The sequence below is a fragment of the Streptomyces sp. NBC_01216 genome, from assembly GCF_035994945.1.
In the GTDB taxonomy this organism is placed as follows: domain Bacteria; phylum Actinomycetota; class Actinomycetes; order Streptomycetales; family Streptomycetaceae; genus Streptomyces.
The window spans coordinates 892368-906275 of record NZ_CP108677.1 but is presented as its reverse complement, the minus strand read 5'-3'; the positions used below and the strand labels follow the sequence as shown (position 1 = coordinate 906275).

At 72.7% G+C, this 13908-nt stretch carries 12 protein-coding genes; 6 read left to right on the top strand and 6 right to left on the bottom strand.

Translation table 11 applies throughout. The features are described 5' to 3' along the window. Window positions 1–37: 37 nt before the first annotated feature. The 5 genes from OG393_RS03935 to OG393_RS03915 form a co-directional block, all read right to left on the bottom strand. Window positions 38–874: a carbohydrate ABC transporter permease gene (locus OG393_RS03935; protein ID WP_327373150.1), complete on the bottom strand. Its 837-nt coding sequence runs from the start codon at window positions 872–874 to the stop codon at window positions 38–40. Continuing rightward, window positions 874–1839 (bottom strand): carbohydrate ABC transporter permease, encoded by a 966-nt coding sequence (locus OG393_RS03930; RefSeq protein ID WP_442817253.1) that lies wholly within the window; start codon window positions 1837–1839, stop codon window positions 874–876. The genes OG393_RS03935 and OG393_RS03930 overlap by 1 nt, the downstream gene beginning before the upstream one ends. A gap of 133 nt (window positions 1840–1972) precedes the next feature. Then, window positions 1973–3277: an ABC transporter substrate-binding protein gene (locus tag OG393_RS03925; protein WP_327373149.1), complete on the bottom strand. Its 1305-nt coding sequence runs from the start codon at window positions 3275–3277 to the stop codon at window positions 1973–1975. Window positions 3278–3444: 167 nt separating this feature from the next. Then, a complete protein-coding gene (locus tag OG393_RS03920) occupies window positions 3445–4470 on the bottom strand; it encodes a LacI family DNA-binding transcriptional regulator (protein ID WP_327373148.1) in 1026 nt (341 codons plus the stop codon). A gap of 214 nt (window positions 4471–4684) precedes the next feature. Continuing rightward, window positions 4685–6232: a M1 family metallopeptidase gene (locus tag OG393_RS03915; protein ID WP_327373147.1), complete on the bottom strand. Its 1548-nt coding sequence runs from the start codon at window positions 6230–6232 to the stop codon at window positions 4685–4687. A gap of 240 nt (window positions 6233–6472) precedes the next feature. Here OG393_RS03915 and OG393_RS03910 point away from each other — a divergent pair, with 240 nt between their 5' ends. The 3 genes from OG393_RS03910 to OG393_RS03900 all read left to right on the top strand — a co-directional run bounded on the left by OG393_RS03910 (window position 6473) and on the right by OG393_RS03900 (window position 10408). Beyond that, on the top strand, window positions 6473–8473 hold the full coding sequence (locus OG393_RS03910; RefSeq protein ID WP_327373146.1) for a Xaa-Pro dipeptidyl-peptidase: 2001 nt from the start codon (window positions 6473–6475) through the stop codon (window positions 8471–8473). Between the two features lie 32 nt (window positions 8474–8505). Continuing rightward, window positions 8506–9771 carry a M14 family metallopeptidase gene (locus OG393_RS03905; protein ID WP_327378297.1) on the top strand — a complete coding sequence of 422 codons (1266 nt, stop codon included), beginning with the start codon at window positions 8506–8508 and terminating at the stop codon, window positions 9769–9771. 337 nt (window positions 9772–10108) lie between these two features. Beyond that, window positions 10109–10408 (top strand): hypothetical protein, encoded by a 300-nt coding sequence (locus tag OG393_RS03900; protein ID WP_327373145.1) that lies wholly within the window; start codon window positions 10109–10111, stop codon window positions 10406–10408. A gap of 98 nt (window positions 10409–10506) precedes the next feature. Here the strand turns inward: OG393_RS03900 and OG393_RS03895 are convergent, their stop codons facing one another. Further along, a complete protein-coding gene (locus OG393_RS03895) occupies window positions 10507–11463 on the bottom strand; it encodes an FAD-dependent oxidoreductase (protein WP_327373144.1) in 957 nt (318 codons plus the stop codon). 133 nt (window positions 11464–11596) lie between these two features. On the opposite strand from OG393_RS03895, the gene OG393_RS03890 reads away from it, so the two are divergent. From OG393_RS03890 to OG393_RS03880, 3 genes are read left to right on the top strand one after another with little or no spacing between them, the layout of a single operon-like run. Further along, entirely contained in the window at window positions 11597–13234 is a 1638-nt protein-coding gene (locus OG393_RS03890; RefSeq protein ID WP_327373143.1) for an ABC-F family ATP-binding cassette domain-containing protein, read from the top strand. After that, window positions 13234–13428 (top strand): hypothetical protein, encoded by a 195-nt coding sequence (locus OG393_RS03885; protein ID WP_327373142.1) that lies wholly within the window; start codon window positions 13234–13236, stop codon window positions 13426–13428. The genes OG393_RS03890 and OG393_RS03885 overlap by 1 nt, the downstream gene beginning before the upstream one ends. Beyond that, window positions 13425–13832 carry a hypothetical protein gene (locus OG393_RS03880; RefSeq protein ID WP_327373141.1) on the top strand — a complete coding sequence of 136 codons (408 nt, stop codon included), beginning with the start codon at window positions 13425–13427 and terminating at the stop codon, window positions 13830–13832. Before OG393_RS03885 ends, OG393_RS03880 begins: the two co-directional genes overlap by 4 nt. Window positions 13833–13908: the final 76 nt, after the last annotated feature.

The window sequence follows — 13908 nt, the reverse complement described above, 5'->3', positions numbered from 1 at the left end:
AGGAAGGAACTCCCGTGAGAAGGAAAGAGGATGGGGGTCAGCCCTTGACGGCGCCCTGCATGATGCCGCCGACGATCTGCCGGCCGAGCAGGCCGAAGACGAGGAGCACGGGCAGCGTGCCGAGCAGGGTGCCGGCCATGATCACGGACTGGTCGTGGACGTATCCGCCGCCGAGCTGTCGCAGGGCGACCTGCACGGTGGGCTCCTGCGAGGACAGGGCGACGACGGGCCAGAAGAAGTCGTTCCATGAGGCCATGAAGGTGAGCAGTCCCAGCACGGCCATACCGGGCCGGGCGACGGGTACCACGATCGACCGGAAGATCCGCGCGGAGGATGCGCCGTCGACCCGGGCCGCCTCGATCAGCTCGTCCGGCAGCGCCTGCACCAGGAACTGGCGCATGAAGAAGACCCCGAAGGCCGAGACCAGGCCCGGCAGGATCACCGACTGGAGCCGGTTCGCCCAGCCCAGCTCGGCGATCAGCATGAACAGGGGAATGACCCCCAGCTGCGGCGGGATCATCATGGTGCCGACGGTGAGCGCGAGCAGCGCGCCCCGGCCCCGGAAGCGGAGCTTGGCGAAGGCGAACCCGGCCAGCGTGCAGCACAGCACCGTCCCGACGGTGACGGAGCCGGAGACGATCAGCGAGTTCAGGAGGGCCTTGCCGATGTCCGCCTCCTCCAGCACCGCCTCGATGTTGCGGAGGAGGTTCGGTCCCGGCAGCAGTGTCGGGGGCACCTGGGCCAGGTCCGCGTTGGACCGGCTGGCGGCGACGATCGTCCAGTAGAACGGGAAGGCGGAGACGAGGACGGCCAGGACGAGGATCGCGTACGTGATCCCGCCACCGTGACCCGTACGGGCGGCGCGTGCGGCCATCACCTGACTCCCTTGAGCGAACGCCGCCGGACGATCAGGGCGTTGACCCCGACCAGCAGCAGGATGAGCAGGAACATCAGCCAGGCGATCGCGGCGGCCCGGCCCAGGTGGAAGAAGCCCCAGCCCTGTTCGTACAGGTAGAGACCGAGCGTCTGGTACTGGTGCGAGATGCCGCCCGACACCGAGCCCTCGAAGAGCAGCGGCTCGCCGAAGAGCTGGGTGGCGCCGATGGTGGAGACGACGGCGGTGAAGACGATCGTGGGGCGCAGGCCGGGCAGTGTCACGTGGAGGAACTGGCGCAGGCGCGAGGCGCCGTCCATCTCCGCCGCCTCGTACAGCTCACCAGGGATGGACTGCATGCCCGCGAGGTAGATCAGCGCGTTGTACCCGGTCCAGCGCCAGATCACGATCGAGGAGACGGCGAGCTGCGAGGCGACCGTGTCGTTCTGCCAGTCGACGGGATCGACGCCGATCAGCGAGAGGCCGTAGTTGACCAGGCCGAAGTCCCGGCCGAAGAGCTGCGCGAAGACGAGAGTGGCGGCTGCCACGGAGGTCGCGTACGGCAGCAGCATCGCGGTGCGGAAGAAGGTCCGGCCGCGCAGCTTGAAGTGCAGCAGGTGCGCGAGCCCCAGGGCCATGGCGAGCTGCGGGAGGGTGGACAGCACCCCGATGGTGAAGGTGTTGCGCAGCGCGGTCCAGAAGAACTCGTCGGTCAGGAGGGCCGTGTAGTTGCCGAGCCCTCGCCACTCCATCTCACCGGGTGTCTGGAGCTCCACCCGGTAGAGGGAGACGAAGGCGGTGTAGAGCAGCGGGAAGAGTCCGAAGGCGGCGAACAGGGTGAAGAACGGGGCGAGATAGGCGTACGGAGTGAGGGCGTGCCACCGGCGGCGTGCCGGGCGGCCGGCGGACCGGGGTGGCGACGGCGGGACGGGCGCCGTCGTCGCTCCGGAGGCGGTGAGGGTCACGGTGCGGCCCTTCGGGTCGGTCGGGAATACGCTACGGGGTGACGCGGGAGGGACGTGGGGTGCGGTGCGGGCGAGGGGCTCGGAGCCGGGGCCGGCGGGTCGGCCGCCACCCGCCCCGTCCCCGGGCCGGGCGTCAGCCGATGGCGTTCGCCACGCCCTTCCGGGCGTTCGACCATGCCTTCTCGGGCGTGACGCCCTTGCGCTCCACCTCGCTCAGCGCGTTGGTGATCTGGTCGGCGACGTTCTTGTCGTGGACGCCGAGCACCTGCACCGGAGCGGCCTTCGCCGCGTCACCGAAGATCCGGCCGATCGGCGCTCCGGAGAAGTACGGGTCCGTCGCCGTCTCCACCTGGGCGATGGCGCCGGTGGAGGACGGGAAGTTGCCCTGCTTCCTGAAGAGGGCCGCCTGCTGGGCGGGGGCGGTCAGCCACCGGATCAGCTCGTACGCCTCCTTCTTGTGCTTCGCCGCGCGCGGGACGGCCAGGTAGGAGCCGCCCCAGTTCCCGGCGCCGCCGGGTAGCGCGGCGATGTCCCACTTGCCCTGGCCGGCGTCACCGGCCTGGCCCTTGATGTAGCCGAGCATCCACGCCGGGCACGGCAGGGTGGCGAAGGAGCCGGCGGAGAACGCCTGGTTCCACTGTGGGGACCACTGGTCGAGCTTGGCGCTCAGGCCGTCCGCCGCCGCGGCGGTCGCGGTGTCCCAGGCGGTCCTCACGGCCGGGCTGTCGGCGTAGATCAGCTTGCCGGAGGCGTCGTAGTAGCGCTCCTTCTCCTGGCCGACCATGACGGTGTAGAGGCTGCCGACGCTGTCCAGCCAGGCACTCTTCGCCGGAGCCTTGGCCTGGTACTGCTTGCCGAGCGCCAGGTAGCCGTCCCAGGTGGACCACTTCCGCGCCAGTTCCGTGCGGTCGGTCGGCAGGCCCGCCTGCTCGAAGAGGTCACGGCGGTAGCACATGGCCTCGGGGCCGACGTCCGTGCCCAGTCCGAGGACCTTGCCGTCCTCGGTGGTGGCCGCGGACCAGGTGGCGCTCGCGAACTCCGTCTCGAGCCCACCGGCCCCGTACGCCGTCAGGTCCTCGAACTTGTCGGCCTGCTGCTGGGTGACGGAGGCGATGCGACCCACCTCGATGCCCTGGACGTCGGCGAGTCCGCCGCCACCGGCGAGCCGGGTCTGCAGCGACTTCCAGTAGTCCTGCTCGTCCTCGGTGTCGGTCTGCTTGATCGTGACGTTCGGGTGCGCCTTCTCGTAGGCGGCGTAGAGTCCGGCCTCCTTGTAGCCGAACGAGCCGAACAGATCCACGGTGAGCGTGACCTTGCCGCCCGCTTCGTCGGAGGCGCCGTCGGATCCACCGGATCCGCAGGCGGCGAGGAGCGCCCCGGTGAGGACGGCCGCACCGAGTCGGAGTGCGGCCTTGCTGGCGGCTCGGGCAGTGGGCATGAGAAGCCTCCCTTGGCTTCGGGGTCCGTCGAGAGCGCCGCCGAGAGCGGTCTGAGAGCGCTCTCAGGAATGCGTCTGGAGCGTGCCCGCCCGGTGAGGTTCCCGTCAAGAGTCGAACGCGTAACAGCTCGGTGTATCCGGGGCGTTCGCTCCCGGATACACCCTTCTTACGTGGAGGCGCGCCGGATCAGCCGGGTCGGAGTGACCACGGGTGTCGCGGCCTCGCCGTCCAGCGTGCGCATGAGGAGCCGGACCATCAGCCGCCCCATGCCCTCCACGTCCTGATGGACCGTCGTGAGCGGGGGGTCGGTGCCCTCGGCGACCGGGACCATGTCGTCGAAACCGACCAGAGCCACGTCCTCCGGCACCCGCCTGCCCTGCTCCCGCAGCACCCGCAGCGCGCCCGAGGCCATCAGGTCGTTGGCCGCGAAGACCGCGTCCAGGCCCGGCCGTCGCCGCAGCAGCGCGGCCATCGCCCGCGCCCCGCTCTCCTCCGTGAAGGCTCCGTCCTCGACCAGTACCGGGTCGGCGTCGGGCAGTTCGTCCCGGTATCCGTCGAGCCGGTCCATCGCCGAGGTCTGGTCGAGAGGGCCGGTGATGTGGGCGATCCGCCGACGGCCCAGGGACCGCAGATGGCGGACCGCGGCGCGGGCCCCGCCACGGTTGTCGCAGTCGACATAGGCGACCGCCGGCTCGTCGGCCGGTCCCGTCCACCCAGGCCGGCCGCCGTAGACCGTCGGCACCTGGACGCGCCGCACGAGTGTGGGCAGTTCGTCGTCGGTGTGCAGCGAGAAGGCCAGTGCCCCGTCGACATGACCGCCGCCCAGGTAGCGCGCGATCCGCTCGTGGTCGCCCGGACCCTCCACCCAGAGCAGCACCAACTGGGCGTCGTACGCCGTGAGCTCCCGGCTGATGCCGCGTACCTGCTGCTCGAAGAACGGATCGGAGAAGATCCGGAACTCGGGCTCGGCGATGATCACGGCCACGGCGCCGTTACGCCGGGTCACCAGTGTCCGCGCGGCGTGGTTGGGGATGTAGCCGAGCTCCTCGACGGCCTCGCGCACCTTCTCCGCCAGGGGCGCTCGCACCCCGGCCCCGCCGTTGACGACGCGGGACACCGTCGCCCGGGAGACTCCGGCGCGCGCGGCGACGGCCTCCAGGGTGGGGCGCGTCCCGGACGGCGAATCGCTCAAGGCGGGCTCCTCACGGGCACGGGGCGGGACGGTGCTGACAGGGACGAGGGTATCGGGTGACCAGGGCGCGCGGACCATCCGGGGAAAGCGCTCTCAGCCGCGGCGCCGGCCCCCGCCCCCGGGCACCCGTTCGCCCGGCGGCGGGGCCGGCGACCGCACCGCGGCCGGTCCCGTCACCCTGGCGTCCGGGACCGCGGTCTTACGGGACGCCGGCTCAGCGTGTGCCGTGCCCGCGTGCCGTCGCCTCCCGGTCGTGGACGGTGTTCGTCTCCGCGATCTTCTTCCAGGACGCGGGCTCCGCCGGCCCCGCGGCGGAGGCCCTCGCCTCCACCCCGGCCGGCCGCAGACCGACGCCCACCCCGGCCGCCGCCGGAGCGGCCGGCTTCACCGGCCGGTACAGCCAGGTGTCGAAGAGCTCCGCCAGCGGACGCCCCGAGACCCGCTCCGCGTACCTCACGAAGTCCCCGACCTTCGCGTTGCCGTAGGCGAACTCCGTCGGCCAGCCCCGGAGAACGGCGAAGAAGTCCTCCTCGCCGATCTCGTTGCGCAGCGCCTGGAGCGCCAGCGCACCCCGGTCGTACACCGCGATGTGGAACTGGTCGTCCGGGCCCGGATCACCGGGGGCGACCGTCCAGAAGGGGTCCTCGGCCGGACGGGTCGCGTAGACGTGGTCCGCCAGTTCCTGGGCGGTGCCCTCGCCTTCCTTCTCCGACCACAGCCACTGGCTGTAGCGGGCGAAGCCCTCGTTGACCCAGATGTCCTTCCAGTGGTGGACCGACACGCTGTCGCCGTACCACTGGTGGGCCAGCTCGTGCACGACCACCGAGACGTTGGACCCGTTGGCGAACTGCCGCGGGCTGTAGAACGGCCGGGTCTGGGTCTCCAGCGCGTAGCCGCTCGTCACGTTCGGCACGTATCCGCCGAGCGCGCCGAAGGGATACGGGCCGAAAACGCCTTCCAGCCACTCGGCCACCTCGGCGGTGCGCTCCACGCTGGCCCGCGCCGCGCCCGCGTTGTCACCGAGGTCCCGGCTGTAGGCGTTGAGGACGGGCAGGCCGCTCTCCGTGGTGTCGGTCGTGATGTCGAACCTGCCGACGGCGAGCGTGGCCAGATACGTCGCCTGGGGTTTGTCGGACCGCCAGTTGTAGCGGGTCCAGCCGAGCTTCGAGGACTGCGACCTGAGCACCCCGTTGCTGATCGCCTGCGTCCCGTCCGGGACGGCGACCGAGATGTCGAAGGTGGCCTTGTCCAGCGGGTGGTCGTTGGACGGGAACCACCAGGCGGCCGATTCCGGTTCCTGGGCCGCGACACCGCCGTCGGGCGTGCGGTGCCACGCCGTCCAGCCGCCGATCCGTACCTCTGAGGGCTTGCCCGCGTAGCGCACGACCACCGAGACCGGCTGGTTCCTCTTCAGCGGCACGGCGGGGGTGATCTCCAGCTCCTGTTCGCCGGAGGTGCCGAACGTCGCCTTCCGACCGTTCACCCGTACCTCGCTGACCCGCAGTCCCAGGTCGAGGTTGAAGCGGGAGAGGTTCTGCGTCGTGGTGGCGAGAATCGTCGCCGTCCCCTGCAGGAGGTCGGTGGCGGGCTGGTAGGTCAGTCTCAGGTCGTAGTGCGAGACGTCGTAACCGCCGTTCCCGCCGGACGGATAGTAGGAGTCGCCCATGCCCGGGGCGCCCGGGACGTAGTCGGCCGCCGATGCCGGGATCGCCATGAGCAGACAGGCGGCGAGGGCGCTCGGAACGAGCATTCTGCGGTGCACGCGGGCTCCAGAGGTGAGGAAGCGCGACGGCCGCGGAGCGGACGGAGCTGACTGCCTTCCGTCCCCGGGCCGTAGGACGCGCGGGTGGTCGTCGGTCCTTGCCGTCGGCCATCAGACCCTCGCCCCGGCGTCCTGTCCATGGGCCCTCCCGCCCCGTGCGCGTCATTCGGCCGACATGCGTCGCTCCGGTCTCGACCGCGCTCTTTTGCCCGGGAGCCGACCCGGGTACGTTCCTGCCCCATGCCGATACGAGTGCGCAGAATCCGACGCGTCCGACCGTCGCGCGCGTTCCTGGCCGTGCCGGCCGCCATGGCCGCCCTGTCGACCGCGCTGCTCCCGTCGGCCGGCGCGCGGGCGGACCCCGCCCCCCGGGAGTCACGCCCCGTCCACTCCTACGCCGACGCGATCCGCGAGTCCGTCTGGGTGGACACCGGCCTGGACGGTGACGGAGACGGCCGCTCCGACCGGGTCGCGGCCGACATCGTCCGCCCCCGCGAACCGGCCGCGGCCGGCCGCCGTATCCCGGTCGTCATGGATGCCAGCCCGTACTACTCCTGTTGCGGACGCGGCAACGAGAGCCAGAAGAAGACCTATGACGCCGACGGCGACCCCGTCGGCTTCCCGCTCTTCTACGACAACTACTTCGTGCCGCGCGGCTATGCCTTCGTCGCCGTCGACCTGGCCGGTACCAACCGCTCCGACGGCTGCGACGACGTCGGAGGCCGCTCCGACATCCGCTCCGCCAAGGCCGTCGTCGACTGGCTCAACGGCCGCGCCCGCGGCTACACCACCCGCACCGGCGAACAGCGGGCCCGTGCCACCGGCTGGTCCACCGGCAGGGTCGGAATGATCGGCAAGAGCTGGGACGGCACCATCGCCAACGGTGTCGCCGCCACCGGCGTCGAGGGGCTGGAGACGATCGTCCCGATCGGCGCGATCTCCTCCTGGTACGACTACTTCCACTCCCAGGGCGCCCCGCTCTACGACGCCGACCCCAGCTGGCTCTCCGACTACGTCGCGAGTTCCGACGCCCGGTACCGGTGCGGCGCCGTCCAGGACCGCATCGCCGCCGGCGCCCCGTACAGCGGGGACTGGACCCGTGTCTGGAGTGAGCGGAACTACCTGCCGGACGCCTCGAAGGTGAAGGCCAGCGTGTTCGTCGTCCACGGGCAGCAGGACCTCAACGTCCGCGCCGACCAGTTCGGACAGTGGTGGGACGCGCTGGCCGCGCACGGTGTCGAGCGCAAGATCTGGCTCTCGCAGACCGGCCACGTCGACCCCTTCGACTTCCGTCGTGGCGACTGGGTGCGTACCCTGCACCGTTGGTTCGACCACTACCTCCTCGGCTACGACAACGGCATCGACCGAGAGCCGGTGGCCGACATCGAGCGTGCCCCGGATCGCTGGAGCACCGACCGGATCTGGCCGCCGCGCGCCACCGGGACCGTCACCCTGCGCCCCGGCCCCGGCGCGGTACCCGGGGTCGGGACCCTCGGCCGGACCCCGGCCGCCCCGGGCAGCACCGAGCGCTTCACCGACGATCCGGCCCTGGGCGAGACGGACTGGGCGGCGTCGATCGACACGCCGACTCCCGCCAAGGCCGGCTTCGTCACCCGTCCGCTCACCCGGGCCCTGCGGCTGTCCGGACCGTCGAAGGTCACCGTCACCGCGACCCCGAGCACCCGGACGGCCCATCTGACCGCCGTCCTGGTGGACCTCGGGCCGGACACCATCCGGGACTACGCGGCGGCCGGCGAGGGCATCACCACGCTCACCGAGCGCAGTTGCTGGGGCGCCGACACGACCGGCGACAGCTCCTGCTTCAGGGAGACCCGGGCTCGTACCGTCGACGTCGGTCACACGGTCGTCAGCCGTGGCTGGGCGGACCTCGGCACCTGGGCCGATCCGCGCGAGGGCCACCCGCTGACCCCGGGCCGGGCGTACACGCTCACCCTGAGGCTGGCCGCGGCCGACCACGTGGTGCCGGCCGGGCACCGGCTCGCCCTGATCGTGGGCGGTACCGACAAGGGTCTGCTCGACCCGCCTTCGACCACGCCGACGCTCATCCTCGATCTCGCCCGCACCTCGGCGAGACTGCCCCTCGTCGGAGGCGCCGCGGCCTTCGCCCAGGCCACGAGGGGAATCGCGGCCGTCCGACCGGCACCGGCCCTCCCGCCGCCCGCCGGCGCCGGCGTCCCGCCACGCGCCGGCCACCCGATCCCCTCGGGCGCCCTCCGGTGACGCGCCGGAACCGGCGTCGCGTCGCCCTCGCCATGACCGTCGCGGCGGCCGGACTGCCGCTCCTCGGCTTTCCCGCCGAGGCGGCCGGCGGCGCCGCCCCGTCACCGCTGCCGCACACCGGCTTCGAGACGAGCCGGGGCGCGGCCTGGACCACCGAGGCCGAGGAACGCGACTTCCTGGCCGCCGTGGAGCGCGGCAGCGACCGGGTCGCGATCCGGTCGGTCGGCGCCACGCCACAAGGCCGTCCGCTGCGGCTCGTCACGGTGGGCGGAGGACACCACGCCGGTCTCACCGTGCTCCTCGTCTGCGCCCAGCACGGTGACGAACCGTCAGGCCGTGAGGCGTGCCTGGGCACCGTGCGCGACCTGGCGTACGCCGAGGACCCGGCGACCCTCCGCTTCCTGGCCCGCACCACCGTGCTGGTCCTGCCCACGGCGAATCCGGACGGCCGGGAGGCGGACACGCGCGGCAACGCCGGTGGCACGGACGTCAACCGGGACCACATCGCCCTCGCGACGGCCGAGGGCCGGGCCGTGGCGGCCGTCCTCCGCGACCACCGCCCCGAGGTGCTCGTCGACCTGCACGAATACGACGCCACCTCCCCGTACTACGACAAGGACCTGCTCACGCTCTGGCCGCGCAATCCCAACACCGACGCCCGTGTCCACGACGAGGCCCACACCCTCTCGGAGTCGTACGTCCGGCCCGCCGCCGGGGCGGCCGGCTTCGGCAACGGCGTCTACGGCATCTGGACCGACCCCCTCATCGGCCGGCCGATCCGGCAGGTGGCGGGCGACGGGCAGGAGCGGATCCTGCGCAACGCGGCCGGCGTCAAACACTCCGTGAGCCTGCTCGTCGAGACCCGGGCGGACGCGCTGACGGACGCCGAGAAGGGCGACGACGCGCTCAACCGACGACGCCGCGTCCACGCACAGCGCACCGCTCTGAAAGGCGTGTTCGCCTTCAGCGACGAGCGGCGCGAGGCGGTCGGCGCGGCGACGGCGGCGGCTCGCCGTGCCGGTCTCGCGGACCGCGGCCCGGTGCTGTTCGGCGGTGCGGACAACGACCCCGCGCCCCCGTCGGAGGTCCTGCGGGACCCGCCCTGCGGCTACCGCCTGACCGCGGCCCAGTACGCCGAGTCCGGCGACGAACTGGCCCTGCACGGGATCGTCGTGCGCCGAGAGGCGGACGGGTGGATCGTGCCCCTGAGGCAGTCCCGGCGCGCGCTGGTGTCCCTTCTCCTCGACGGCCGGGCCCCGAACCGGCTCACCACCGGGCGTGCGGTGGACGCCTGTTGACTGACCGTCGGTGGAGCCCTGGCATCGACCGCCGACCCATCGTCGACGACCAGGTGCCGGACGGGATGTTCGCGCTCGTGACGGCCGGAGGAACGCCTCGCCCCTGTCGGAGGGGTCCATGGATCTCCGGCCCGTACCCGGCGCGGGGTGGGGCGTAGGGCGGCGAAGTACCGCTCTGTCAAAGGGAGGAGAGGGTACGTCAGATGACACGGGGCCCGATGTCCGGGAGCTGGTACGTCCGGTGGAGCGAATCGATCATCTTCGCTAAGGTTAACGACTGGTACTGACCATGCCTCGAACGGGCCCTCGCGGTCTGGAAGTCAGGGAGAGATCCACGATGCACGCGACACCGCTCCGCCGTACCCTGACGGCACTCACCGCGACGACACTGCTGGCCGGGGGGCTGCTGTTCGTCCAGACGGCGACGGCTCCGACCGCCACCGCGGCCGGAAGGAAGATCGTCTGCCACGTCGACGAGATGCGCCGGGACGCGGCCTCCCCGCGGACGAGGGCGAACAAGCTCCAGCGTCGTGGCGCCACGTCCGAGGCCCGCAAGGCCCGCGCGCAGGCCGACGCCCTTGACCGCCGGGTCCGCGGCCGTATCGCCGCCGACGACAACCACAAGCCCTGGCACTGAGATCCACACCGTGCTCCGGCCGGCACCGGTACCCGGGGGAACGGGGATCGCGCGCAGAGCGACGCGCCCGACGTCCTCAGAGGCCACCCGACAGTCTCTCAGCCGCGGGCGAGATCCGCCGCCTCCCTGGCGCAGCCCCAGGCGACCGTCACCCCGGCACCACCGTGTCCGTAGTGGTGCACGAGCAGTCCGCCGTCCGCTCGCCGTTCCGCCTCGATCCGCACCCCGCCCACCCGGGAGGGGCGCAGCCCGACCCGGTGACCCAGCACCCGCGCCTCCGCGATCTCCGGCCTGATCCGTGCGCACCGCGCCACGATCCGCGCCGCCGTCATCGGATCGGCGTCGAGTCGCTCGTCGCCCTCCCGCGCCGTGCCACCCAGGAGCAGCCGCCCCGGTTGCGGGAAGAAGTACGTCGTCTCCCGGTCCCCGTCTCCCGTAGCCGCGAACCATTCGGTGATCCCCGGGTTCTCCACCAGGACCAACTGCCCCCGCACCGGACGCAGTCGCCGGTCCGGCACCAGCTCCCGTGCTCCGAGCCCCGTGCAGTCCACCACCACCGGGGCGTGCGCCGCCGCCTCGGCGAACGAGGCGACCGTGCGCCGCTCCACCGTCCCGCCCGCCGCCTCCAGCCGGGTCCGCAGCCACGCCAGATGGACCGGCATGTCGACCAGCGGCAGCCGTGCGGCCAGCCCCACCTCGTACGGCCCCGGCACCTGATCGGGCGGCAACTGCCGCAGCCCCGGCACCTCCCGCGCCCAGGCGCCCAGCCCGTCGAGCACCGTGTCCGCGTGAACCCCGGGCACCAGGCGTACCCCGGTCGACTCCGGGTCCGCCGCGAGTGCGCGGAACACCCGGAGCGTCTCCAGCGCCCAGCCTCCCGCCGCCGCCTCCGGCTCGATCCGGTACGGCCACCACAGGGCTCCCGCCACGGCCGAGGTCGTCGATCCGGCCGGGTCCCGCGACCACACCCGCACCCGTCGGCCACGCTCCGCCAGCGTCACCGCCGTCGTCAGACCGACGACCCCGCCCCCCACCACGATCGCGTCGACGTTCATGGCCGGACCGTACCCGGACCGACCGGGCCGGGGCCATCCGCACCCCGGCGCCCCGGCCCGCCCGCCGTGAACCACCAGTCGCCCCCCTCGACGGGCGGACATCGCCCGGGGCGGCACTAGGATTCGTCTCCTGATGACTGCCACTCTTGTCGCCAAGGAACTCGCCGCCGGCCACGGCGAGCGCTCCCTCTTCGCCGGCCTCGACCTCGTCGTCGCCCCCGGCGACGTCATCGGCCTCGTCGGTGTCAACGGCGCCGGCAAGTCGACCCTGCTGCGGATGCTCGCCGGGCTCGACACCCCCGAGGACGGCGAGCTGAAGCTGTCCCCGCCCACCGCGTCCGTCGGGCACCTGCCGCAGGAGCCCGAGCGCCGCGCGGGCGAGACCGTCCGGGACTTCCTCGCCCGCCGCACCGGTGTCGCCGCCGCCCAGGAAGCCATGGACACGGCAGCCCAGGGTCTCGTCGACGGTACGCCCGGCGCCGACGACGCCTACGCCGTCGGCCTGGAACGCTGGCTCGGCCTGGGCGGCGCCGACCTCGACGAGCGGGCCGAGGAGGTCGCCGCCTCCCTCGGCCTGACCATCGGCCTCGACCAGCCGATGGCCTCGCTCTCCGGCGGCCAGGCAGCCCGCGCCGGACTCGCCTCCCTCCTGCTCTCCCGCTACGACGTCTTCCTCCTGGACGAACCCACCAACGATCTCGACCTCGACGGTCTCGAGCGTCTCGAGTCCTTCGTGCGGGGCCTGCGCGCCGGGACGGTCGTCATCAGCCACGACCGCGAGTTCCTCGCCCGTACCGTCACCAAGGTCCTGGAACTCGACCTCGCCCAGCAGCGGATCACGCTCTACGGCGGCGGCTACGAGGCGTACCTGGAGGAGCGCGAGACCGAGCGTCGGCACGCGCGGGAGGACTACGAGGAGTACGCCGACAAGAGGACCGCCCTCGAAGGGCGCGCCCTCATGCAGCGCAACTGGATGGACAAGGGCGTACGCAACGCCCGTCGCAAGGCGACCGACAACGACAAGATCGGCCGGAAGCTGCGCGGCGAGGCCAGCGAGAAGCAGGCCGCGAAGGCCCGCCAGACCCAGCGCATGATCGAACGGCTCGACACGGTGGACGAACCCCGCAAGGAGTGGGAGTTGCGGATGGAGATCGCCGCCGCGCCGCGTTCCGGCTCGGTGGTGGCGACGCTCCGCTCGGCCGAGGTGCGGCGCGGAGAGTTCCGCTTCGGGCCGGCCACCCTCCAGATCGACTGGGCCGACCGGGTCGCCATCACCGGAGCCAACGGCGCCGGCAAGTCGACCCTGCTCGCCGCCCTCCTCGGCCGCCTCCCGCTCGACGCGGGAGACGCGGTGCTCGGCTCGGGCGTCGTCGTCGGCGAGGTCGACCAGGCGCGCAAGCTGTTCCACGGTCCGGAGTCCCTCCTGGACGCGTTCTGCGCGGCCGTTCCCGAGACCGAGCCCGCGGACATCCGCACCCTGTTGGCCAAGTTCGGGCTCAAGGCCGACCACGTGCTGCGCCCGGCGACCACGCTCTCCCCGGGCGAACGGACCCGCGCCGCCCTGGCACTGCTCCAGGGCCGGGGTGTGAACCTGCTGGTCCTCGACGAGCCGACCAACCACCTCGACCTGCCCGCCATCGAGCAGCTGGAGCAGGCCCTCGACACCTACGACGGCACGCTGCTCCTGGTCACCCACGACCGCCGGATGCTCGACGCGGTCCGCGTCACCCGACGCGTCGAGGTGGCCGACGGCAAGGTGACCGAACTCTGATGCCCGCGTCCGCCGGACGGGGGCCGGTCCCCGCCCCGCCCGGCCGCGCCGGGGCGCTGGTGCGCCCGAGCGCTCCGGGGCGTGAACTGTACGAGTACGGCTACCCGCAGGACGTGGCGGTGGCCGCCGGGGCCGACGCCCCGGACACCGTTCCCGTCCCGACGGACGGCGCATGCCAGGAGGCAGCATCATGACCGACCTACTGACCCGGCTCACCGGGATGCTGGACGACCTGGACGCGGACGTCGACGAGACCATCGACCTGGCCGACGAGATCGCCGCCTCGGGCGATGCCGCGCTGCTGCCCCGGCTCCAGGCCGAGCTGGACCGTTCGCTCGCCGACCGCAACGCCTACGCCCGTGAGCTGCTGGGCGGCGTCCTGGCCGCGATCGGCGGCCCGGACGCCCTCCCGGCACTGCTGCGTGCCTCGGTGGTCGACCTCGGGGACGACCAGGACGCCCTGGCGGCCGAGATCGTCGAACTGGTCCAGTCCGATCCGCGGCGCTCGCGCGCCCTGCTCGGCCCCCTGACGCGGGACGACGACCTGTCGGTCGCCCACCGCGCCGAATGGGCGCTGCGCTTCCTCCCGGACGCGTAGGGCCTCGGGCTCGCGGGGCCCGGCCGACCGGCCGGGCCCCGCTCCCGTACCGCGACGGCGCCGCGCGGCACCGTCG

What these genes read in the sequence shown, in the direction of transcription:
- OG393_RS03935 (WP_327373150.1), bottom strand. Translation starts at nt 874, where the DNA reads ATGGCCGCACGCGCCGCCCGTACGGGTCACGGTGGCGGGATCACGTAC.
- OG393_RS03925 (WP_327373149.1), bottom strand. Translation starts at nt 3,277, where the DNA reads ATGCCCACTGCCCGAGCCGCCAGCAAGGCCGCACTCCGACTCGGTGCG.
- OG393_RS03910 (WP_327373146.1), top strand. Translation starts at nt 6,473, where the DNA reads ATGCCGATACGAGTGCGCAGAATCCGACGCGTCCGACCGTCGCGCGCG.
- OG393_RS03905 (WP_327378297.1), top strand. Translation starts at nt 8,506, where the DNA reads ATGACCGTCGCGGCGGCCGGACTGCCGCTCCTCGGCTTTCCCGCCGAG.
- OG393_RS03900 (WP_327373145.1), top strand. Translation starts at nt 10,109, where the DNA reads ATGCACGCGACACCGCTCCGCCGTACCCTGACGGCACTCACCGCGACG.
- OG393_RS03895 (WP_327373144.1), bottom strand. Translation starts at nt 11,463, where the DNA reads ATGAACGTCGACGCGATCGTGGTGGGGGGCGGGGTCGTCGGTCTGACG.
- OG393_RS03890 (WP_327373143.1), top strand. Translation starts at nt 11,597, where the DNA reads ATGACTGCCACTCTTGTCGCCAAGGAACTCGCCGCCGGCCACGGCGAG.
- OG393_RS03885 (WP_327373142.1), top strand. Translation starts at nt 13,234, where the DNA reads ATGCCCGCGTCCGCCGGACGGGGGCCGGTCCCCGCCCCGCCCGGCCGC.
- OG393_RS03880 (WP_327373141.1), top strand. Translation starts at nt 13,425, where the DNA reads ATGACCGACCTACTGACCCGGCTCACCGGGATGCTGGACGACCTGGAC.